Origin of the sequence: Haloterrigena alkaliphila, from assembly GCF_017352155.2 — an archaeon.
Classification (GTDB): Archaea; Halobacteriota; Halobacteria; order Halobacteriales; family Natrialbaceae; genus Haloterrigena; species Haloterrigena alkaliphila.
The window spans coordinates 1,662,823-1,684,277 of record NZ_CP071462.1 but is presented as its reverse complement, the minus strand read 5'-3'; the positions used below and the strand labels follow the sequence as shown (position 1 = coordinate 1,684,277).

At 64.7% G+C, this 21,455-nt stretch carries 22 protein-coding genes; 16 read left to right on the top strand and 6 right to left on the bottom strand.

What is annotated here, in order from left to right:
- The first annotated feature begins 282 nt into the window (after nucleotides 1-282).
- From J0X25_RS27020 to J0X25_RS26970, 11 genes are all read left to right on the top strand, one after another.
- Nucleotides 283-1,572 carry an argininosuccinate synthase gene (locus J0X25_RS27020; protein WP_207290633.1) on the top strand — a complete coding sequence of 430 codons (1,290 nt, stop codon included), beginning with the start codon at nucleotides 283-285 and terminating at the stop codon, nucleotides 1,570-1,572.
- 2 nt (nucleotides 1,573-1,574) lie between these two features.
- A complete protein-coding gene (argH, locus tag J0X25_RS27015; protein WP_207290632.1) occupies nucleotides 1,575-3,137 on the top strand; it encodes an argininosuccinate lyase in 1,563 nt (520 codons plus the stop codon).
- A gap of 249 nt (nucleotides 3,138-3,386) precedes the next feature.
- Complete coding sequence (gene lysW, locus J0X25_RS27010) at nucleotides 3,387-3,551, top strand: lysine biosynthesis protein LysW (RefSeq protein ID WP_005554620.1); 165 nt, start codon at nucleotides 3,387-3,389, stop codon at nucleotides 3,549-3,551.
- Entirely contained in the window at nucleotides 3,548-4,432 is an 885-nt protein-coding gene (lysX, locus tag J0X25_RS27005; RefSeq protein WP_207290631.1) for a lysine biosynthesis protein LysX, read from the top strand. The genes lysW and lysX overlap by 4 nt, the downstream gene beginning before the upstream one ends.
- Nucleotides 4,432-5,508 (top strand): N-acetyl-gamma-glutamyl-phosphate reductase, encoded by a 1,077-nt coding sequence (gene argC, locus J0X25_RS27000; protein ID WP_207290630.1) that lies wholly within the window; start codon nucleotides 4,432-4,434, stop codon nucleotides 5,506-5,508. Before lysX ends, argC begins: the two co-directional genes overlap by 1 nt.
- 57 nt (nucleotides 5,509-5,565) lie before the next feature.
- Entirely contained in the window at nucleotides 5,566-6,438 is an 873-nt protein-coding gene (locus J0X25_RS26995) for an acetylglutamate/acetylaminoadipate kinase (protein ID WP_207290629.1), read from the top strand.
- Nucleotides 6,435-7,589, top strand: coding sequence for an aspartate aminotransferase family protein (locus tag J0X25_RS26990; protein WP_207290628.1), 1,155 nt, complete (start codon nucleotides 6,435-6,437; stop codon nucleotides 7,587-7,589). Before J0X25_RS26995 ends, J0X25_RS26990 begins: the two co-directional genes overlap by 4 nt.
- Nucleotides 7,586-8,698 carry a [LysW]-lysine hydrolase gene (locus tag J0X25_RS26985; RefSeq protein ID WP_207290627.1) on the top strand — a complete coding sequence of 371 codons (1,113 nt, stop codon included), beginning with the start codon at nucleotides 7,586-7,588 and terminating at the stop codon, nucleotides 8,696-8,698. Before J0X25_RS26990 ends, J0X25_RS26985 begins: the two co-directional genes overlap by 4 nt.
- On the top strand, nucleotides 8,695-9,609 hold the full coding sequence (gene argF / locus J0X25_RS26980) for an ornithine carbamoyltransferase (RefSeq protein WP_207290626.1): 915 nt from the start codon (nucleotides 8,695-8,697) through the stop codon (nucleotides 9,607-9,609). The genes J0X25_RS26985 and argF overlap by 4 nt, the downstream gene beginning before the upstream one ends.
- A gap of 599 nt (nucleotides 9,610-10,208) precedes the next feature.
- A complete protein-coding gene (gene thrC, locus J0X25_RS26975) occupies nucleotides 10,209-11,468 on the top strand; it encodes a threonine synthase (RefSeq protein ID WP_207290625.1) in 1,260 nt (419 codons plus the stop codon).
- Between the two features lie 216 nt (nucleotides 11,469-11,684).
- A complete protein-coding gene (locus J0X25_RS26970; RefSeq protein WP_207290624.1) occupies nucleotides 11,685-12,581 on the top strand; it encodes a transcription initiation factor IIB in 897 nt (298 codons plus the stop codon).
- 68 nt (nucleotides 12,582-12,649) lie between these two features.
- On the opposite strand, the gene J0X25_RS26965 is transcribed toward J0X25_RS26970, so the two are convergent.
- Both J0X25_RS26965 and J0X25_RS26960 read right to left on the bottom strand, forming a co-directional pair.
- Nucleotides 12,650-14,752 carry a minichromosome maintenance protein MCM gene (locus J0X25_RS26965; RefSeq protein ID WP_207290623.1) on the bottom strand — a complete coding sequence of 701 codons (2,103 nt, stop codon included), beginning with the start codon at nucleotides 14,750-14,752 and terminating at the stop codon, nucleotides 12,650-12,652.
- Nucleotides 14,753-15,106: 354 nt separating this feature from the next.
- Nucleotides 15,107-15,757, bottom strand: coding sequence for a DUF502 domain-containing protein (locus tag J0X25_RS26960; RefSeq protein WP_207290622.1), 651 nt, complete (start codon nucleotides 15,755-15,757; stop codon nucleotides 15,107-15,109).
- A 302-nt stretch (nucleotides 15,758-16,059) separates the two neighbouring features.
- Here J0X25_RS26960 and J0X25_RS26955 point away from each other — a divergent pair, with 302 nt between their 5' ends.
- A complete protein-coding gene (locus J0X25_RS26955; RefSeq protein WP_207290621.1) occupies nucleotides 16,060-16,506 on the top strand; it encodes a hypothetical protein in 447 nt (148 codons plus the stop codon).
- Between the two features lie 108 nt (nucleotides 16,507-16,614).
- Nucleotides 16,615-16,821: a hypothetical protein gene (locus tag J0X25_RS26950; protein WP_207290620.1), complete on the top strand. Its 207-nt coding sequence runs from the start codon at nucleotides 16,615-16,617 to the stop codon at nucleotides 16,819-16,821.
- 308 nt (nucleotides 16,822-17,129) lie between these two features.
- Here J0X25_RS26950 and J0X25_RS26945 read toward each other — a convergent pair whose 3' ends face one another.
- Both J0X25_RS26945 and J0X25_RS26940 read right to left on the bottom strand, forming a co-directional pair.
- Nucleotides 17,130-18,152, bottom strand: a complete 1,023-nt coding sequence (locus J0X25_RS26945) for a tyrosine-type recombinase/integrase (RefSeq protein ID WP_225896749.1) — start codon at nucleotides 18,150-18,152, stop codon at nucleotides 17,130-17,132.
- Nucleotides 18,153-18,195: 43 nt separating this feature from the next.
- Complete coding sequence (locus J0X25_RS26940; protein WP_207290619.1) at nucleotides 18,196-18,354, bottom strand: hypothetical protein; 159 nt, start codon at nucleotides 18,352-18,354, stop codon at nucleotides 18,196-18,198.
- Nucleotides 18,355-18,983: 629 nt separating this feature from the next.
- Between J0X25_RS26940 and J0X25_RS26935 the strand changes: the two genes are divergently transcribed.
- Nucleotides 18,984-19,223, top strand: coding sequence for a MarR family transcriptional regulator (locus J0X25_RS26935; RefSeq protein ID WP_207290618.1), 240 nt, complete (start codon nucleotides 18,984-18,986; stop codon nucleotides 19,221-19,223).
- Nucleotides 19,224-19,330: 107 nt separating this feature from the next.
- Entirely contained in the window at nucleotides 19,331-20,197 is an 867-nt protein-coding gene (locus J0X25_RS26930; protein WP_207290617.1) for a hypothetical protein, read from the top strand.
- Between the two features lie 25 nt (nucleotides 20,198-20,222).
- Here the strand turns inward: J0X25_RS26930 and J0X25_RS26925 are convergent, their stop codons facing one another.
- Together J0X25_RS26925 and J0X25_RS26920 are read right to left on the bottom strand one after the other, a co-directional pair.
- Nucleotides 20,223-20,483, bottom strand: a complete 261-nt coding sequence (locus tag J0X25_RS26925) for a DUF7386 family protein (RefSeq protein ID WP_207290616.1) — start codon at nucleotides 20,481-20,483, stop codon at nucleotides 20,223-20,225.
- A gap of 244 nt (nucleotides 20,484-20,727) precedes the next feature.
- On the bottom strand, nucleotides 20,728-20,913 hold the full coding sequence (locus J0X25_RS26920; protein WP_207290615.1) for a DUF8053 family protein: 186 nt from the start codon (nucleotides 20,911-20,913) through the stop codon (nucleotides 20,728-20,730).
- Nucleotides 20,914-21,023: 110 nt separating this feature from the next.
- On the opposite strand from J0X25_RS26920, the gene J0X25_RS26915 reads away from it, so the two are divergent.
- Nucleotides 21,024-21,455: a DUF8023 family protein gene (locus J0X25_RS26915; protein ID WP_207290614.1), complete on the top strand. Its 432-nt coding sequence runs from the start codon at nucleotides 21,024-21,026 to the stop codon at nucleotides 21,453-21,455.

Genomic DNA, 21,455 nt, shown 5'->3' with positions numbered 1-21,455 from the left:
TTCAGCAGGATTTAAGGCGGAGGACTGCGATAGGACCACTAATGAGTCACTCCGTCGGCACCACGGGCGGCGCTGCCGCTACCGACGGGGCTGTTTCTCCGCGGCGACCGCGACGGCGACGGCCGGGCCTCTGAGCCCGACTACTATCTCCCACCCATCGACCAGGTTCGTTCCAACGTTCCAGCAAACGCAGAATTCCCAGTTAGCAGTCGCTCTATCGTTAATTTACGGTATTAAAACCAATGAGCTTAAGGCCCTCCTGACGCTTTCCTCGGATACGATATGACACGCGTCGCACTTGCGTTCTCGGGCGGCCTGGACACGACTGTCTGCGTCCCGCTGCTCGAGGAAGAGTACGGATACGACGACGTGATCGGCGTCACGGTCGACGTCGGTCAGCCGGCGTCCGAGTTCGAGGAAGCCGAAGAGACCGCCGAGGCGCTCGGCCTCGAGCACTACGTCGTCGACGCGAAAGACGAGTTCGCCGACCTCTGTCTCGAGGGCGTTCGCGCGAACGCGACCTACCAGGGCTACCCGCTCGGCACCGCGCTGGCCCGCCCCGTGATCGCGACGGCGATCCTCGAGGTCGCCGAAGAACAGGACTGTACCGGCATCGCCCACGGCTGTACCGGCAAGGGCAACGACCAGCTCCGGTTCGAGGCCGTCTGGCGCGACTCCGACCTCGAGGTCATCGCCCCCGTGCGCGAACTCGGACTCACGCGCGAGTGGGAACAGGAGTACGCCGCCGAGCGCGACCTCCCCGTCGAGGGCGGCAGCGGCGGCGACTGGTCGATCGACACCAACCTCTGGAGTCGCTCCGTCGAGGGCGACGACCTCGAGGATCCCAACTACGTCCCGCCGGAGGAGATCTACGCCTGGACGCAGGCGCCGACCGGCGAGACCCAGGAGATCGAGATCGAGTTCGAGGAGGGGTACCCCGTCGCCGTCGACGGCGTCGAGTACGAGCCCGTCGAGCTCATCGAGCATCTCAACGGCGTGGCCGGGGCCTACGGCGTCGGCCGCACCGACTCGATGGAAGACCGCATGCTCGGGCTGAAGGTCCGCGAGAACTACGAGCACCCCGCGGCGACGACGCTGCTCAACGCCCACGAGGCGCTCGAGAGCCTCGTCCTGACCCAGGAGGAACGCGAGTTCAAGCAGCTGATCGACCAGAAGTGGTCGAAGAAGGGCTACGAGGGCCTGATCGACGCGCCGCTCGTGAGTGCACTCGAGGGATTCATCGACGAGACCCAGCAGCGCGTGACCGGCACGGTCACGATCCGCTTCGAGGGCGGCCAGGCCCGCCCGGTCGCCCGTGACAGCAAGTTCGCGGCCTACTCGGCCGAGCACGCCTCCTTCGACACGGAGACGGTCGGCAAGATCAAACAGGAAGACGCCACCGGCGTCGCGAAGTACCACGGCTTCCAGCGCCGCCTCGCCAACGAGGCGATCGCGGCCAACGCCGACGACGAGGAAGTCGAACTCGCGACCGACGGCAGCGGCGGTGACGCGAGCGAAGCGAGCGGACCCTCGTCGGAGCATAGCTCCGACGTAGAGGAAGACGAGGAATAACGATGACCGAGGAGAGCGCTCACGACGGGCCCGCGTTCGAGTCGGAGGCCGCCACCGACGGCGGAACCGACCCTGACGGAGAGGGTGTCGTCCGCCGAGACCGGTTCAGCGGCGGCCCCGCCCGGAGCTTCCTCTCCTCGCTCGCAGCGGACGAACGCATCTTCGAGGCCGACCTCGAGGTCGACCGGGCGCATACGGTGATGCTCGCCGAGCAGGGGATCATCGAGGACGACGTGGCCGGGCAGATTCTCACGGCGCTGGACGCTATCGAGGTCGACGGCCACGGCTCCCTGCCCGACGGCGAGGACGTCCACGAGGCGATCGAAACGGCCGTCATCGAGCGCATCGGCGAGGAGGGCGGCAAGATGCACACCGCGCGCTCGCGCAACGACGAGGTCGCGGCCTGCATCCGGTATCGCCTTCGCGAGGACGTCCTCGAGGCGATCGAGACGACGCTGGCGCTGCGCGAGTCGCTGGTCGACGTGGCCGAGGCTCACGCGGAGACGATCATGCCCGGCTACACGCACCTCCAGCCCGCCCAGCCGACCACCGTCGCCCACTGGGCGCTCTCCTACGAGGGCGCGGTGCGCCGCGATACGAAACGCCTGCTCGAGGCCTACGGTCGTATCAACGAGTCACCGCTCGGCGGGGCCGCCTTCGCGGGGACGACGTTCGACATCGATCGCGAACGGACGGCGGAACTGCTCGGTTTCGAGGGAGTTCCCGCGAGCAGCGCGAGGGGGAGCTCGGCGGAGCAGCGCTCCGCCGTTGTCGTCGAGAACTCCATGGACGCCTCCTCGAGCCGGGACTTCCTGCTCGAGACGACCCAGGCGCTGTCAACGCACGCGACGACGCTGTCGGGGCTCGCGGAGGATCTGATCATCTTCGCGAACCGGGGCTTCGTCGAAATCTCGGACGACTACTCCTCGACGTCGTCGATCATGCCCCAGAAGAAGAACCCCGACACGCTCGAGTTGGTTCGCGCGGTCGCGGGCGACGCGGCGGGTGCGGTCCAGGGCTTGACGACGACGCTCAAGGGCTTGCCACGTGCCTATAACATCGACCTCCAGCGGGCGACGACCCACGCTTGGGAGACCGTCGACGCCGTGACGGACGCCAGCGAGGTCGCCGCCGGTGCGGTGGCGACGGCCGACTGGAACGAGGAGATCCTCGCCGCGGAAGCCGGCGAGGGGTTCTCGACGGCGACCGGCGTCGCCGACCTGCTGGCCGCGAACGGACTGCCGTTCCGCACGGCTCACGAACTGGTCGCAATCGCCGCGGAAAACGGAGCGGATTACGACGCGATCGATGCTGCTGCCAGGGAGGTACTGGGCGAACCCCTCGAGTCGGTCGTCGACCCCGGAGCCGTCGAAGACGCGCTCGATCCCGTCGAGAGCGTCGCGAGCCGCGACTCGCAGGGCGGACCCGCCCCCGACGCGGTTGCCAGCCAACTCGAGGCTGCTCGCGACGCACTCGAGACCGACGAGACCACGCTCGAAGCGACGAACGACGCGCTCGAGACGGCACACGAGGCGCTCCGGGAGGAGGTGAACGGCTATGTCTGAGACCGGCTTCCCACTCGCGCTACCGCGACCGCTGGCGCCGTCCGTAGGTGAGGAACGAACCTACGGGCGGGCGAGACCGACGGTCTCGCCACCGTCCCCGCGAGGGGACAATACACCGACTACATGATATGTCAGTCAAAATTTGCCGCGTATTCGCCTTTTCATCCTCTTAGCGGGCAGTCTGAGTAGTGTAAACGTGCTGTTAAGTTCGAAGCCTTTAAGGGTAATCGGCCCTCAGTAGCAGGTACAATGACCGAATGCGTCGAGTGTGGGGCTGAGGTGTCCCTGCACGACGATCTGGAAGTTGGAGAGATCGTTGACTGTACGACCTGTGGAGCAGAGCTTGAAGTCGTCGACACCGAGCCGCCAGTCCTCGAGCGAGCCCCGGAGCTCGAAGAGGACTGGGGTGAGTGACCTTGCAAGTAGGAATACTCTACTCCCGGATTCGTAAGGACGAGAAGCTCCTGCTCAACGAGCTACGCGAGCGCGATCACGAGATCGAGAAGATCGACGTCCGCAAGCAGACGTTCGACATCAGCGAGGCGCCCGAGGAGTTTCGGGACCTCGATATCGTCGTCGACCGCTGTCTCGCCACGAGTCGGAGCCTGTACGCCACGCAGTTCTTCGAGGCGTACGGCATCCCCGTGGTCAACAGCCACGAGACCGCGGACATCTGCGCCGATAAGGTGAAGAACAGCCTCGCGCTCGAGAAGGCGGGCGTACCCACGCCCGCGACGAAGGTCGCGTTCACCAAGGAGTCCGCGATGGAGGCCATCGAGGCCTTCGGCTACCCGTGCGTCCTCAAACCCGTCGTCGGGTCGTGGGGCCGCCTGATGGCCAAAATCGACTCGAGGGACGCCGCGGAGGCCATCCTCGAGCACAAGGCGACGCTCGGCCACTACGAGCACAAGGTGTTCTACGTCCAGGAGTTCGTCGAGAAGCCCGGCCGCGACATCCGCGTGCTCGCGACCGACGGCGAGCCCATCGCCGGCATGGTCCGCTCGTCGGACCACTGGATCACCAACGCCGCGAAGGGCGCCGAGACGGACGTCTTCGAGCCCGACGAGGAAGCGAAAGAGCTGGTGCAGAAAGCCAGCGACGCCGTCGGCGGCGGCCTGCTCGGGATCGACCTGATGGAAACTGAAGACGGGTACACCGTCCACGAGGTCAACCACACGGTCGAGTTCAAAGCCCTCGACGGCGCCGTCGACACCGACGTCGCCGGCACCGTCGTCGACTGGCTCGAGTCGAAAGCCGAGGCCGCGACCGAAGCGGAACTCGAGGTGAGCGCCTGATGGCGGTCGGCACCGAGACCGGCGCCGACGCGAACGCCGAGACCGTCACCGCGACCGTCATCGGCGGCTCCGGCTTCACAGGTGGCGAACTGCTGCGCCTGCTCGCGGGCCACCCGAACTTCGAGCTCACGGAAGTCACCAGCCGCTCGAAGGCGGGCAAGAGCGTCGGCTCCGTCCACCCGCCGCTTCGCGGGTCGGACCTGCGCTTTACCGAGCCCGAGGACCTCGAGTCGGTCGACGTCCTGTTCGCGGCGACGCCCCACGGCGTCTCCATGGGCCGGATCGACGACTTTTTCGAGATCGCGGATACGGTCGTCGATCTCTCGGCGGACTTCCGCCTCGAGAGCGAACAACAGTACGACGAGTGGTACGACGGCCACGACGCGCCCGAGTACCTCGAGCAGGCCGAGTACGCGCTGCCCGAGATCAACCGCGAGAACCTCAAAGGCGCGGGCCTGATCGCCGGCGGCGGCTGTAACGCCACCGCGACCATTCTCGGTCTATACCCGCTGTTCGAGCACGACATCCTGGAGGGCGGCGAGCAGGTGGTCGTCGACGTGAAAGTGGGGTCGTCGGAGGGCGGCGCCGGCGGCGGCGAGGCCTCGAGCCACCCCGAGCGCTCGGGCGTCGTGCGCCCGTACGCGCCGACGGGCCACCGCCACGAGGCCGAGATCGAGCAGTTCCTCGACACCTCGGTCGCCTTCACCTGCCACGCCGTGGACATGATCCGCGGTGCCAGCGCGACGAACCACGTCTTCCCGTCGGGCCCCGTCTCGAAGGGCGACCTCTGGCAGGCCTACCGCGACTGTTACGAGGACGAGCCGTTCGTCCGCATGGCCGCCGGCGGCTCCGGCGTCTACCGCTACCCCGAACCGAAGGCCGTCGCCGGGACGAACCTCGCCGAGGTCGGCTTCGAACTCGACCCCTCGAACAAGCGCGTCGTCGTCTTCTCGGCGATCGACAACATGATGAAGGGGTCCGCGGGGCAGGCCGTCCACGCCGCGAACATCGCGCTCGGTCTCGAGGAGACGGCCGGACTCGAATTTACGGGGCTGCACCCCGTGGGGGCGCCCTGAGATGACGGTGTTCACGGGAGCCCCTGCGACCGTGAGCAGGGAACGGAGGTGTCCGGAGTGACCGTGGTCGTCAAGATCGGCGGCGCACGCGCTGTCGACCCCGAGGGCGCGCTCGCCGACGTCGCCTCGCTCGTCGAGGACGGCGAGGATGTCGTGCTCACGCACGGCGGCTCGACGGCTGTCGACGAGACCCTCGAGGAGCTCGGCCAGGAACCCACCTACGTCGAAACGCCCGGCGGCGTCGTCGGGCGGTTCACCGACGAGGAGACGATGGACGTCTTCAAGATGGTGATGCCCGGCAAGCTCAACACCGATCTGGTGGAGAGCCTGCACAACGAGGGCGTGAACGCGGTGGGTCTCTCGGGCACGGACGGCAAACTGCTCGAGGGCAAGCGCAAATCGGCCGTCCGCGTCAAGGAGGACGGCAAGAAGAAGATCAAGCGCGGCGACCACTCGGGCAAGATCGAGTCCGTGAACGCGGATTTGCTCGAGACGACCCTCGCGGGCGGCTACACGCCCGTCGTCTCCGTCCCCATGCTGGGCAAGGAGAAGTCGGGCGGGTACACCGCGGTCAACGCCGACGCCGACCGCGCCGCGGCCGCGATCGCCGGCGTTCTCGAGGCCGACCTCGTCGTCCTCACTGACGTCTCGGGGATCTACGAGGACCCCGACGACGAGTCCACCAAGATCGACTCGGCGTCGACGCCCGCGGAGTTCGAGAACGTCAAGGACGCCGCGGAAGGGTTCATGACGAAGAAGGTCATGGCCGCCGAAGAAGCGCTCGAGGGCGGCGCCGCGTCGGTTACCGTCGCGACCGCCAACGCCGACGAGCCGATCACGAGCGCGCTCGCGGGCGAGGGCACGACGCTCGAGCCCGGCGTGCTCGCGGACGAAACGGACGAAGAAACCGCACAGGAGGCCGCAGAATGAGCGATCTCGATTTCGTCTCCGGCAGCAAGCCCATCGGCATCGAGCGCGGCGAGGGACCCCACCTCTACACCGCCGACGGCACGGAGTACATAGATGCCGGCGCGAGTTTTGCGTGCACGCCGCTGGGTCACTCGCATCCCGCAGTCGTCGAGGCCGTGCAGGAACAGGTCGGCGACCTGACGTTCGTCGACTCGTCCTACCCCGTCCAGTCGCGCGAGGACGCCTACGCCGCGTTCGTCGCGGCGGCGCCCGACGGCCTCGAGTCCGCTTGGTTCTGTAACTCCGGAACCGAGGCCAACGAGGCCGCCTTGAAGTTCGCCCGGTCGGCGACCGGCGAATCGAAGATCGTCGCCGCGACCCGCTCGTTCCACGGCCGGACGATGGGGGCGCTCGCGGCGACCTGGAAGGACAAGTACAAGGAGCCCTACGAGCCGCTGGCCGGCGACGTCGAGTTCGTCCCCTACGGCGACGGCGAGGAACTGGCCGACGCCGTCGACGACGAGACGGCGGCCGTGATCCTCGAGCCGATTCAGGGCGAAGGCGGGATCAACGTCCCGCCCGCGGGCTACCTCGAGACCGCCCGCGAGCTCACCGACGAGGCCGGCGCGGCGCTCGTCCTCGACGAGGTCCAGACCGGCATGGGCCGGACGGGTTCGATGTGGGCCTGCCAGAACGCGGGCGTCACGCCCGATATCCTCACGACGGCGAAGGGACTGGGCAACGGCCTGCCCGTCGGCGCGGTCGCGGTGCGAGACTGGATCGCCGACGGCGCGGCCTCGCACAACGCTACGTTCAGCGGCGGCCCCGTGGTCGCCGCGGCGGTCCACGCGACCGTCTCGACGCTGGTCGAAGAAGAGTGGCCCGCACACGCCGCCGAGATGGGCGACTACCTCACGTCGGAACTCGAGTCCGCGCTGGGCGACGAGATCCGCGAGGTCCGCGGCGAGGGGCTGCTCGTCGGCCTCGAGTTGAAACGCGGCGCGAACCGCGTCGCCCGCGATCTGGCGATGAACCACCAGGTGCTGGCGCTGCCCGCGGGCCGGACCGTCCTGCGCCTGCTGCCGCCGCTCGTGATCGAGGAGGCGGACGCGGATCGGCTCGTGGACGCGCTGACCGCGGTCATCGCACCCGAAGCCGAGGCCGAATCATGAGCGCGAGCATGTCCGAACCGGCCGACGTCTCGCTCGACGAAGCGCGACAGTTGTTGATCGACCTCGTCTCGATCCCGTCGCCGACCGGTGAGGAGCGGAAGGCCGCCGAGCGGCTCGTGGCCTTCTTCGAACTCCACGACCGCGAGGCGTGGATCGACGAGGTCGGCAACGTCCGCGCGCCCGCGGACGACTCGGTGCTGCTGACCTCGCACATCGACACCGTCCCCGGCGAGATTCCGGTCGAAGTGCAGTCGGCCGACGAGGACGACGTCGAGGCCGACGTCGCCGAGGAGATCGGCGAGGACGTGCTCCGGGGTCGCGGCAGCGTCGACGCCACCGGTCCGCTGGCCGCGATGGCCGTCGCCGCCGTCCGCACCGGCGTCTCCTTCGTCGGCGTCGTCGGCGAGGAGACCAGCTCTCGCGGCGCGCGACACCTCGTCGCCGAGCGCGAGGAGCCCGACGCGGTCGTCAACGGCGAACCGAGCGGTGCGACGGGGATCACGCTCGGCTACCGCGGCTTTCTGGCTGGAACGTACGTCGCGACGAGCGAATCCGGCCACACCTCGCGCCCGGAACCCAACGCGATCCAACACGCCACCGGCTGGTGGACCGGCGTCGAGGACGCCTTCGAGAACGACGAGTACCAGGCCGTCTTCGAGCGCGTGACCGCCAAGCCCGTCGATATGGACGGCGGAATCAGCGAGGACGGCCTCTCCGTCGAGGCGACGCTGGACGTCCAGTTGCGGATTCCCCCGTCGTTGGACGCCGAGTCGGTCCGCGAGACCGCGGAAGCCGAACTCGAGATCGGCACCGTCTCCTGGGACGAGCCGATTCCGCCGGTGATGGAGAGCCCCCGAACCGAGGTCGCTCGTGCGTTTCGCGTAGCGATCCGAAAGGAAGGGGGCGATCCGCGACTGCTCCGGAAGACCGGAACCAGCGACATGAACCTGTACGCCGGCGCCTGGGACTGTCAGATGGTTACCTACGGTCCCGGCAACTCGGAACTCGACCACGCGCCCGACGAGCGCCTCTCGCTGTCCGAGTACGACCGGTCCGTCGAGGTCTTAGAGCGCGTCGCGACGACGCTCTCCGGAGGTGAGGAGGCGTGACCGACGAACTCCGCCACTTCCTCGACATCGACGACGTCACCCCGGCCGAACTGGACGCCATCCTCGAGCGCGCGGACGCGTACAAACGCGCCCAGCACGCCGGCGAAGACCACGAGGACCTCGAGGGGCAGACGCTGGGGATGATCTTCCAGAAGCCCAGCACTCGCACGCGGGTCTCCTTCGAGACGGGGATGACCGAGCTGGGCGGCCACGCCGTCTTCCTCGGCGAGGACGACATCCAGCTGGGTCGCGGGGAGCCGCTGAAGGACACCTCGCGGACCCTCTCGCGGTACGTCGACGCGGTGATGGCCCGCGTCTTCAAACACGAGAACATCGAGGTGTTCGCCGAGTACTCCTCGGTGCCGGTGGTCAACGGACTCACCGACGACGCCCACCCCTGCCAGACGCTGGCGGATCTGCTGACGATCCGCGAGCAGGAGGGCGGCTTCGAGGACGTCTCCGTCGCCTGGATCGGCGACGGCAACAACGTCGCCCAGTCGTTCGCGCTCGGCTGTGCGCTGACCGACATCGATCTCACCGTGGCGACGCCCGACGGGTACGGGCTCAACGACGAGGTCCTCGAGCGCGCCCGCGACCTCGGCGGCGATCCGACGACCACGCACGACCCCGTCGAGGCCGCCGCGGACGCCGACGTCATCTACACGGACGTCTGGATCAGCATGGGCCAGGAGGACGAGCGCGACGTCCGGATGGACGACTTCGAGGGCTTTCAGATCGGTTCGGAACTCCTCGAGCACGCCCCCGAGGCGTCGGTCATGCACTGTCTGCCCGCCCACCGCGGCGAGGAGATCACCGACGACGTCGTCGAGAGCGAGCGCTCGGTCGTCTTCGATCAGGCGGAGAATCGGCTCCACGCCCAGAAGGCGCTGTTGAGCTGGCTGCTCGAGTGAGCGACCGAACGCGAACACCGTGAGCGTTCGGGGTTTTTTGGTCCAGATTTTTTGCGTGAGCGGTGAGTGAGCGGTACGCGGCGCGTAGCGCCGTGGAGCGAACGAACCCGAACGGAAAAAGGTGGCTGTAGAACCGGCTCCACGCCCAGAAGGCGCTACTGAGCTGGCTGCTCGAGTGAGCGATCGTAGCCGGAGATCAACGACCATCCCGTCCGTTCCGACCCGTAATCCTACATTATCGAAGTAAATACTGTATTGATAACCTATATATACTCCGCGAATGTAAACGAACTGTCGAAATTATATGTGGAGGCCGAATAGCCGGTCTCGGCAAAATGTCGTTCAGACTGCTGCTCGCCGCGTTGCTCATGCTGTTGGGGCCGGCGGTCCTCATCGCAGTACACCTGACGTGAGCGAGTACGGGGGTGGGGGTATCGGCACCGAACGCGCGGATTCGGCGACCACGCGGGTCCGCGTGGGATTTTTCCGTGCGAGGCGGAGCGAATCGGAACGTGAGTAGCCGTCGCTTCGCCGCTGACCGCGATCGACGGGCGTCGAACCCACGTCCTTTTTCTCCTCCGCTCCCCTCTCGACCGACAATGAGTCTCAGCCTCTCCGCCGATCAGCCGGCAACGCCCGACGACGCCGACGACGGCGTCTGGCTCGAGTGTATCGAGTGCGGCGAGACGTTCGCCCCCTTCGACGACGTCCGCTACACCTGTGACGACTGCGACGGCCTGCTCGAGGCCCGCTACGCCGAGTTGCCGACGTTCGACGACTTCGAGGGGGAGGGCGTCTGGCGCTACGCCGACGCCCTGCCCTTCGAGTCGGGCGTCTCGATTCAGGAGGGCGCGACGCCGCTGTACGAGGTCCCCCGCCTCGAGGAGTCGGTCGGCGTCGAGACGCTCCGAATCAAACACGAGGGGATGAACCCGACGGGATCGTTCAAGGATCGCGGGATGACCGTCGGCGTCAGGGTCGCCGAAGAACTCGGCGTCGGCCGCCTGGCCTGCGCCTCGACGGGCAATACGAGCGCCGCCCTGGCCGCCTACGGCTCCCGCGGCGGGATGGAGGCGCTCGTGCTCCTCCCCGCGGGCAAGGTTGCCGCCGGCAAGATCGCGCAGGCCAGCCTCCACGGCGCGCGCATTCTCGAGGTCGACGGCAACTTCGACGCCTGTCTGGACATCGTCCAAGAACTCGCGGGACAGGGCGAAGCCTACCTACTGAACTCGCTGAACCCCTTCCGACTGGAGGGTCAGAAGACGATCGGCCTCGAGATCCTCGAGGGGTTCCTCGCGGACTACGACACCGTTCCGGACCGGATCGTCCTCCCGGTCGGCAACGCCGGTAACACGTCGGCGCTCTACAAGGCGTTCCGCGAACTGGTGCAGGCTGGCGAACTCGCGGAAGACGACGTGCCGAAACTGACCGGCGTCCAGGCCGAGGGCGCGGCGCCGATGGTCGAGGCCATCGAGAACGGTGCCGACGAGGTCCGGCGGTGGGAGGACGTCGAAACGCGTGCCACGGCGATCCGGATCGGGAACCCCGTCAACGCGCCGAAGGCCCTGCCCGGTATCCGCGAGACCGGCGGCACCGCCGTCGCCGTCTCCGACGAGGAGATCACCGAGGCCCAGCGCGATCTGGCGGGCGAGGGGATCGGCGTCGAACCCGCCTCCGCCGCCTCCGTCGCCGGCCTCCGAAAGCTCCGCGCGGAGGGGATCGTCGACAGCGACGAGCGCGTCGCCTGCCTGACGACGGGTCACCTGCTCAAAGATCCCGACGCCGCCGCCGCTGCCGGGAGCGAGCCCGAGCCCGTCCCGGCCGATACGCAGGGCGTGCTCGAGCACCTGCAGAGCTGAGTTCGCGAACGGGCCGCACTCGACCGACGCCGCGGCAGCGGCTCGGCAGATCGACTGTTCTTCCGGGAGGTCGGTTCGACGCACTATCGAGGTCGTCTCATCGTCCACGCGACCGTTCGGACGAGCGGTCCGGAAGTCGTTTAAATTCTAATCTATAATACTATATTTTAAATACTATCACGATAATCAATACGTATAGAGCAAAGGCGATTACTAATGGAGAAAATCGACACAGCAGCGGCCTGCCCCGAATGCGACGGCAGATTACGGACGAACGGTACCGAGACGATCTGTGAGGAGTGCGGACTCGTTTCCGGCGAGGACGCCATCGATCGCGGCCCGGAGTGGCGCTCGTTCGACGACGATGACACCGATCGTCGCCGCACAGGGGCGCCGTTAACCCGATCACGCCACGACCGCGGACTCTCGACGGAAATCGGCTACGGCTCCGGATCGAACAGCTACGGTTCCCGACTAACCGGACGGAAGCGGCGTCAGATCGCGCGCCTGCGCCGCGAGCACAATCGCTCGCGGATCTCGTCGAAAGCCGAACGCAATCAGGTCTACGGCTTCGCCGAGATTCGACGCGTCAACGCCCTGCTCTCGCTGCCCGAATCGGTCAGGGAACAGGCGTGCGCCCTCTTCGAGTCGGCCCAGTCCGAAGACCTGCTCCAGGGGCGCTCGCTCGAGGGCTTCGCCGCCGCCGCGATCTACGCCACCTGTCGAACCCGCTCGATCGCTCGGACGATCGACGAAATCACCAGCGTCGCCCGCGCGGACGACGACGAACTCACCGCCGCCTACGACGCGATCAACCGCGAACTCGGCCTCCCGACGGGCCCGATCGATCCGACGCAGTACCTCCCGCGATACGCCTCGAAACTCGGCCTCGAGACCGCCGTCGAGAAACGGGCGCGCGAATACGTCGCGACCCTGCTGGAAGCGGGACTGATCGGCGGTCGCAACCCCAGCGGGGTCGCTGCGGCGTGTCTCTACGCGGCCGCCGGCGAACGCGAGGAGTGGCCGACGATCACGCAGGCCGACGCGGCCGAGGTCGCCGACGTCGCGCCCGTAACGATTCGATCGACCGTGATGAACATCCGAGAGCTCTGAGCCCTGCTGCGCGGCAGTGAGATCGCTACGAGTGCTATCGGCGTTCGAATCCGACCGGACGCGACTGCTCAGGTCGTCCGGAGCGTATCCGTACTCGGTTCGTAGACCTCGCCCTTCTGCTTGAGCTTCTCGATCTCGTGTTCGGCTTTGGACTGATCCATACCGATCTCGTCGGCCCGTTCCATGACGATGTCGACCGGCGCCCCGTCGTCGTACTCCTCCTCGATGTCGCTGATCAGCTGTTTCAGGTTCTTGATCCGGTCGCGCTGGGATTTGGACGTACCGGCTTCGACGATGTCCGCGTCGAACTCACCCGTCTCCGGATCGACCCCGATGTCCTGCAGACACGACCGGACGATTTCGATGACTCGATTCGCGTCCGCTTCCTCGACCGTATCCGACAGCCGCACGCGGGCACTGGCCTCCGAAAGTCGAACCAGTGCCTCGAGCTTTCGGGCCGTCACGGGCACGGGAGCGTCCTCGTCGGTCCCCTTCGCGCGCAGGTCGACGTAGAAGTCCCGGATCGCCTCGCGGGCCGCCTCGGTCATCCGGGGGTGGCAGTTCTGTTTGGCGTACGCGATGTACTTGCGCAGCAGTTCGGCGTCGATCTCCGGGTCGACCTGCTCGGTCATCTCGTCGATCTCCTCGCTCGAGACGCCGGGCGAGGTCATCTGCTCGCGCTGGGTCGTCAACTCGCCGGCGTAGTTCGTGGTGATGATGTGCTCCGCGAGGTTGCGGTCTTTCTCCTCGTCGGGCTGGTCGGTGACCGTGAAGATCAGATCGAATCGCGAGATGAGCGCGGGCTCGAGGTCGATCTGCTCGCCGATCGGTTCGTACTGGTCGAAGCGACCGTACTTGGGGTTCGCCGCCCCGAGCAGGGAGCAACGAGATTTAAGAGTTGCATTAATACCAGCCTTGCTCACCGATATTTTTTGTTGTTCCAGCGCTTCGTGCATGGCCGAGCGGTCTTCCGACCGCATTTTATCCAGTTCGTCAATGGCTGCAATCCCCTGGTCGGCGAGGACGAGCGCGCCGGCCTCGAGGGTCCACTGCTGTCCGTCGCCGAAGTCGTCGCGGACGGCGGCGGCAGTGAGACCCGCCGATGACGACCCTTTCCCGGAGGTGTAGACGGCCCGTGGTGCAATATTTTGGATATAACTCAGCATCTGGGACTTGCCAGTACCAGGGTCCCCGATCAGGAGCATATGCAGGTCCCCGCGAATCCGCGAGCCGTCGGGTAACTGCTTCGTGACGCCCGAGAACAACTGGAGGATCATCGCGAGTTTCTCCTGATCGTAGCCGTAGATGGAGGGGGCGATGGAGGCGACCATTTGCTCGTAGATGTCCTGCGAACTCGAGAGTCGGACGATCTCCTCCTTGTCCTCGTCCGTGATGTCCATGTCCTCGAACTGCTCTTCGTCGATCTCGACGGACACCCCCTCCATGTAGAAGTCGAAGACGGGCGACTTCTCCTGTTGGTCGCCCTGTTGCTCGAGGCGGAGGACGCCGGTCGCCGAGACGTGGTCGCCGGGGGTAACCTCGCCGGTGATGTCGTCCTCGACGTGGATGTCCAGCGACTGGGGCGTCTCGCCGCCGCGCAGGCCCTCGGGACTCTCCTGGATGCGGAGCTTCTGGGAGTCGACGAACTCGGACTGGTCGAAGTTCACGCGGAAGGGGCCCTGTCGCTCGCAGCCCTGACACTCGTGGGGCTCCTGGAAGTCCCCGCTGGACTGGGGGACGCGGGTGAGAGTGCCACAGAGCTGGCACTCGAAGGCGGCCTCCTCGATCTTCGGGCGGACGTCGGTGGCTTTCCGGACGATGCCCCGAGCCTGCACGAGGGAGTTCATGTCTCGGGCGCGGATCTCCCGAATCTCGGGGGACTCCGTCTCTGGGAGGTTTCGAATCCGAACGTGGGCCTGCCCGAGGCTAACGTCGATAGGGAGGTCGTACAGTCGCAGCGCCTCCTCGGCGTAGCGCTGGAGTTGCTCGGGTTGGTTCAGGAAGTCGTCCGCGAGGTCGGGGTCGAACCGATAGAGATCCTGCCAGTCGATGTGAAGCGAGCGCTGCTCGTTGGGATATCGCTGCGCAAGCTGCTTGATCTCGTTGTCGTAGTAGTTCCGGAAGAACTGCTCGAACGAGTCGACGAGTTCAGAATTGCCCGCTTGCGCCATTGCACTCTCTTAGGGGCGCCATCCGGTATAAATGGTGGCAAAGCACGGCGGAACTGAACGGGTGGTCGAACCCGGGAGCCGCGGCTGGCAGTGACCGCCAATCGGGACGGTACCGCCGCTCGAGTCTCGGTTCCAGTGTCACAGCCGCCAGAAGCAACGGATCGATTCGGGATCATCGCGAACCGTCCGTTCACGATCGTCCCCGGCAGCGCCGGGAACGCACACGCCGTGTCCTGATTCCCAGCCAGGCCACGTGGCCACGTTCGATTCCACGTCCTCCTCGAGTATGTATGTATTGCCAATCTGTTTTGGTTCTGCTAGAGAATATAACGGGATAGACACAGTCGCTGCCAGTTAGGTATCGTTCCCGAGATCGTCGGAGGCGACACCCATCGTCGCGATCGCGCGGAAGGCCTCCTCGACGGTGATGTCGACGTCGTGGACGCGCTCCGCGGGCATGTGCATGATGAACCCGTTGGTCGTCGGATTCGGCCCCAGCGGGACCATGATCGTCACCATCGGACCGTTGCCGATCCGCTTCTCGATCACGGGGGGCGTCTGGGCGGTCAGAAAGCCCAGCATGTAGGCGTCCCGGTGGGGGAACTCGACGAGTTTGACGTCCTGGAACTGGTCCGTATCGTCGTCGACCAGCAGCTTGCTGGCCCGGCGGACGCTCTCGTAGATCGTGCTCACGCCGGGAATGGTCTCCATGATCGCGTGAACGCGCCTCGAGATGACCTTGCCCGGCGTGTACTCGGCGACGATGCCGACTAGCAGGAAGAAGACGAGCAGCGAGAGAAACATCACCACCTGAACGACCGCTTCCGGCGGCTCGTTGGGCCAGACGAACATTATCCCCCGGACGATCGGCGAGACAACGTCCAAGATGAAATCGACGACGACGATCAGTATCAGTATCGTTATCACCAGCGGAATCGCCAGCGCGATCCCGTTGATGAGCCAGCGTTTGAACTGTCCTCGGACCCCATCTCGAGACGTCGCCATGAGTTTCGTGTGATGAGGCGACCGGGGGAAGTCGTTCGGCTTGCATGGACAGTCGCGGCAGATGAGTGGTTGGTTGGCTGGAAAGTAACCGACTCTCGAACCGACGAGAGGCGTCCCAACTGCTGGAGACGGAGATGCCGAGCAGTCCCGGATTCGTCCACTGATACGCCTGTGAGCCTCGATCGGGCGCTCCTGCAGGTCTCGAGCAGCGACGGCGAAACGCATCATGAATCCATCGCAGAGAGTCAGTCACTGGTTCCCCACGAAGCAGGTATGTGTTGAGCTAACGTGTATCGATCAATATGCCCGGAGTCAGTAGATCGACGCGGCGGCGGGTCCTCACGGCGATCGGGGCCGGTATCACTACGACCGGAGCGAGTATCGGAGGAGGGAATTCCCGGGAAACCGACGATGGGGACGACGAAGATTCGAACCGGGTCTCCATTCGCATCCACGACTGCCAGACGGCCGCTGTCTGGACGCGTAATCCGGACGCCGAACTGGTGACTGCCGGGCTGTACTTCCGCGAGACCGACCGCTACGAGTTCCATCAGTCACAGGTCGAGTTCCCCTACACGCTTTCACTCCCGCAGTTCGACTGGGCGCGCGAACGAGACGCGGTCCTCACGGACGTCAGCGTCCAGGATATCGACTACGACACGCTCGCCGCGGAGTCCGTCCCCGACGACTGGAACTGCGAAGAGAACGATTTCAGCCCCGGTTGTGGCCGTTTCGACGAGTCGCCATAGCTCGAGGGGACAATCTGCCGTGGTCACTCTATCGGCGTCTCCGATCCGGAACGGTGCGCGACGAAGACCGGGCACAGGTAATTGTGTCCCGAGACCGTACTCACAGGCATGAACGGCGATCAGCGGCCCGAACCGACGCGGTTGGCGCCACCGGGGTCGCCGGGCGGTGCCGCGGCCGTCTCCTCCATCCTGTGGGCACTCGTTGCGTATCTCGCGACGGGATCGATTCCGATCGGTGTCCTCGTCTTCTTCGCAGTCCTCACGTCGTTAGAAGCGATCGCCGGATTCACCAGCGAGTATCTCGACGACCGGTAGCCGACGGCAGCCGGTCTTCACGAGCGCTGGCGTCCGCGGTTCGAACCGGCGGTCAGAGTAGCGTTGCCGCTTCCGGGTTCGTTTGCGACAGAACGAGTGGATCACCTGGGATTTGAACCACCGGAAGACGGTCGCTCTCGCTGCACTCGAGCGCTGCGACTTCCGAGGTTCAAATCCGGGCGCTTTCAGATTCCTGCTGCTCGCGAGTTTGCTCGCAGCAGGAAGTATGGGATCGCCCGGATAGGAACTAGGGCGATTTTCGCCGTACGGTGCGTCGGTCGAACTGCTGAATTTTGCGTACATGTCTCTCATTCGATTTCGAGTTTCTCGAGGTGCGGACGGCGCCGAAGCTCCATCCGCTCGCGCTTGGTCGCCTTGTCGTAGTACCGATCGATGACGTCCTGAGAGGCGTTCACCCGCTCCGCCGTCACCTCTCGAGGAACGCCGCGGTCCTGGTGCCACGTTATCGATCCAGTTCGGACGTGGTGGGGAGATCGCGCCGACGGACACTTGCTCGCGTGCGTGTGGCTTCGGAACTCGCAGGTCTCGGGATCGTGCCCGTGAGGACAGGAACCGCGGACGCACGGAAAGGTCGCCGCGTACATCCATGCGCGCATCGTGTTCGTCGACGGACGGCCCTGGAGCGACGCGAACAGCGGCTGGCGGCCGTGCTCGTCGTGCTTATCCCACCGGTCGGACTGGATGTACTGCCGTAGCGTCTTCGCGACGCCGTCCCGCAGCGCGACGATCCGCTCGCCGTGGCGTTTGTTCTTCAACGGCGTGTCCGTCTCGGGCCGATGGACGAACTCGAGCGTCTGCTCGCTGGCGTCGAAGTCCCGAAGATCCAGCGCTCGCATCCCGCCCAACCGGGCGCCCGTGTGCCACGCGACTTCGAGCAGCGCGTGGTTTCGCGAGCCCGCCCGCTCGTTCGAGCGGTAGTGTCGGATCAGCGGGAGCGCGCGGTCGGCGGCCAGCTTGGTCTCGCGGGACTTCTCGTCGTCCGGGACGTCCGGGATGTTCACTCGATCGGCGAGCCCATCGTCGACGGCTTCGATCCGCTCGAGGTACTCGACGAACGACTGGAGCGTCTCCATCTCGTTGTGCAGCGTCGTCGCAGCGACGCCTTCCCCAGAACGGGCGCTCTCGTACTGATCGAGAACCCATCCGGTGAGCTCCGAAACGGTTTCGATCTCGTTCCGCTCGCACCACTCGACGAACAGCTTCAGCCGGTAGTGGTACGTCGCCGCGGACTCGTCGGTGATCTCCGTGCGCCGACCGTCCAGATACCGCTGCCACGCCTCTCTAGGCGACATCTCCTCCGGCGTGATCATTCCTCGTCTCGCCCCTGCCAGTTCTCGGCGCGGCCGAGCGAACTCATCGGCTCACCTCGTCGCGCTCGCGGGCCTGCTCGTACTCGGCGGCGATCTCCGCGGCGCACCCCTCGCAGACGTACCCCACCGGGGTGATCGTCTCCGCGGCGCCGTCGCACAACGGCGTATCGCACTCGCCGACGCGGGCGGGCTCAAGGCTCATCGGATCACCTCGGGCCTATCGCTGTGATTACAGTATCCGGTACCCTTACGGCCGCTGCGTGCTATCTCGCTCATGGTCTCACGGTTGTGGGACCGCGGACTGACCGCGCGCGCCTCGTGTTGGACCAGGGGGCGCATGCGGTCGCCGTCCGTCGGTCGGTTATGACGACTGTACCTCTCCCTCTTAGTTATCGGAGCGTCGTTTCCGAGATTCCGAAACGCAACGAGTCGATGAATTACGTCGGCTTGTGGACGTAGTCTGCCGAATTGATCGGTTCCGAAAACGAGTCCTTCGAGTCGCGGCCCATCGCCCATGCTCGACTGCTGCGATTGACCGAGGGGTTTTTGCCCCGTCTGGTTGCGTGAATACATGTTTCCGTACCTTAGCTACGGAAACCAGGCGGGCCGGTGCCCCAAACACCGGGTCCGCGTTTCTGACGAGGACCCGACCGGGTACCGGCGGGTCCGTCTGGCTTCCGTTACCCGCGACCGAAACACCCCACTCACTTATATTTAACCGACCGTTCGTTAATCTGCAGAATAACGTATGGTACTTTCACGAGATCCAACCAGTATCGCTAAACCGCAGGTACAGCACGTAGGAGTATGCGAAGACCGCGGGTGTCGTGGATGACGCAAGCCGACGATCGGGTTCTCGAAACCCTCGCGGACAGCGACCTAATCCTCTCCCCGCGGATCCTCTCGGCGAACACAGACTACTCGCGGCACTACCTGAGTACGCGACTCGGGAAACTTCGCGATGCCGGGCTCGTCGATCGCGTCGACGACGGACTCTATCGGATCACTGACCGCGGCCTCGCGTACCTCGGGGGCGAACTCGATGCTAAAGATCTTGAAGATAATTCATAAGTGTCACTCCCGGACACTTCATTTAGTATAGATAGTCGTTACCACCTTACTTTATTTACATATTATTTTAAACTATTTTTTTGCAGCTTCTTAGCAATAGCTGTAGCATGCGTAGAAGGGGCTATTTGATGGAAGCGGCCGCCGGAACGATAGCATCGGCAAAAGCGATCTTGGCTGGTTGTGCAGATATTCAGGATGTCCCTGAGACTAACCAGCAGGAGGAGAATGAGACCACCATAGATGATGGGAACCAAACAGATAACGGTGGACCAAATGACACTGACGATACTACAATTGCCGATAGAGACCAAGAAAACTCCCAACCCGGTGAGAGCGATCAAGGCGATAACAATGAGACGGAAACGAACGATGACGACTTTAGAGGTACAGCTGTAACAATAGAATCGGCTGATACAGTTGTGAACGCCGGGGAAGCAGCAGAATTCACTGTACGAGTACGTGACACATCATTGCGTGCCTCCGGTGAAGTTGAGTTAATTATTGGCCGAGACCAAGAAGTAGTGGATACTGCACAGTGGGAAAAACCAGGTCCGGGGGATGGAAGGGATATGGTTACTCTTCAGTATGAAACAGAAGAGGCTTCGAATACAGAGGAAATTCCAGTTGAAGTACAAGATGTTTCTACAGGTGAAAGTGACAACGTAGAGTTGACCATTCTCGGCTCAGGGGAGAACAATTGGACTGATGCACAGCGGGAGTTGGCCGCTGAAATGCTTTCGCAGTATTATCAAGGATACCTGAGCGGGATCAGTATGGCGACTGATTCCGGATGGGCGAATCATCGAGCTCAGATAATCGGCGAGGGAGGGCTTGGTGAGGTGGACCCGTGGCCTCTCGAGGAGTGGAATAGCGTTGATGATGCATTTGAAGAGGGCATGCATCTTGGAAGTGGAGATGGCGCTACTCCGTTAGGGGAGGCGTATCGGGAGAAAAATCCAAACCGAGAAGATTGAATCCCGAGAATCGATAGTAGCGGAGTTACCGCCATCGACTTTCGATACTGGTCCTATACCGAAGACCAATCACCGACGTGTTCGCGATCGCCTGGATCGTCTCGGGATCGAACTCGCCGCGGGCGTCGTCGATATTCTCCTTCGACTCGAGCAGGTGCTGAAGCGCCGCGTCGATCACGACGGACATCGGCGGGTCATCGTGCTGGTCGGCGGCGATCAGTTCGCTGGCGCGCTCGAGTTGGCGTTCACGTTCGTCGGTGAGTTTCAGGCTGGTTCGTCGGGTCATGGTTTAAACGGGTGTATGCACGGGGGATCGGTTCGCGTCGCTCGCGGGTGAGCGACCGGTCTGTTCTTTAAGTATACGACGGTACCGTCGCGCCGATCGGCACGGGGGCCGGCTGGATCGGGTTCGATTTGATGCACCTCTCGAGCCCATCGCCCACGGTAGGGTGCATAGATCGATGTCTGCCGATACATCCTGACGGAACCCCACGGGATCGGGTTCGAAGACCCGGTTCCACGTATCTGGCTCACGGCTCGAGTCCCTCGACTAACTCGACGGTCCATTCGCCGTCGTCAATGTGACGGATGTGGACGTGGTGGTCACCTCGCAGCTGGCCGTTCTCGTCGAGGAGTCCCTCAACGCGCATGTCGTCTTTCGGGAGCGTGATCCCGACCGAGTCGCGGTCTAACTGGCGGAGTTTGTTCAGCGCCATATCCGGCGGGCAACCCCCCTTCTCATAAAACTTGGTGAACCTCTGGACTCCGGAGGTGTTCCGGCGGTATTCCGGACGCTTTCGTGGGGGCGGAGTAACCGGACCTGCGTATGGCACTTAGCCTACCGCAGAACATGGTTCCCGACACGGTACGTCGGGAAGATGGAATCGATCTCACAGATAGCATCCTCGCGCCGTTGTTTGTCCTAGCATCGATCTCGGTCGGCGCCGTCGGGACGCTGCAGTTCTCGGCGCCGCTAAACTTCTCGCTGGCCGATGCGATCTACGCGGCCCACGGGACCGAGGTGACGTACGCGTTCATCCTCTCGATGGGGATTCTCGTCGTCGCCTGGCTCACCAACGAGAGCACGCCAGAGGACTGGACCGACGTCGAGACGGTCGTCGTCTTGCTTGCGGTCATCCTGAACGTGCTCAGTAGCCTCGTGCCGGCCGTCGCGGTCGCCCTGGAGAGCATGTGGTACGTCGGCTGGTTCACGGTTATCCTGAATGCCGCCGCGTTCTACGTCATCGCCTACAAGTAA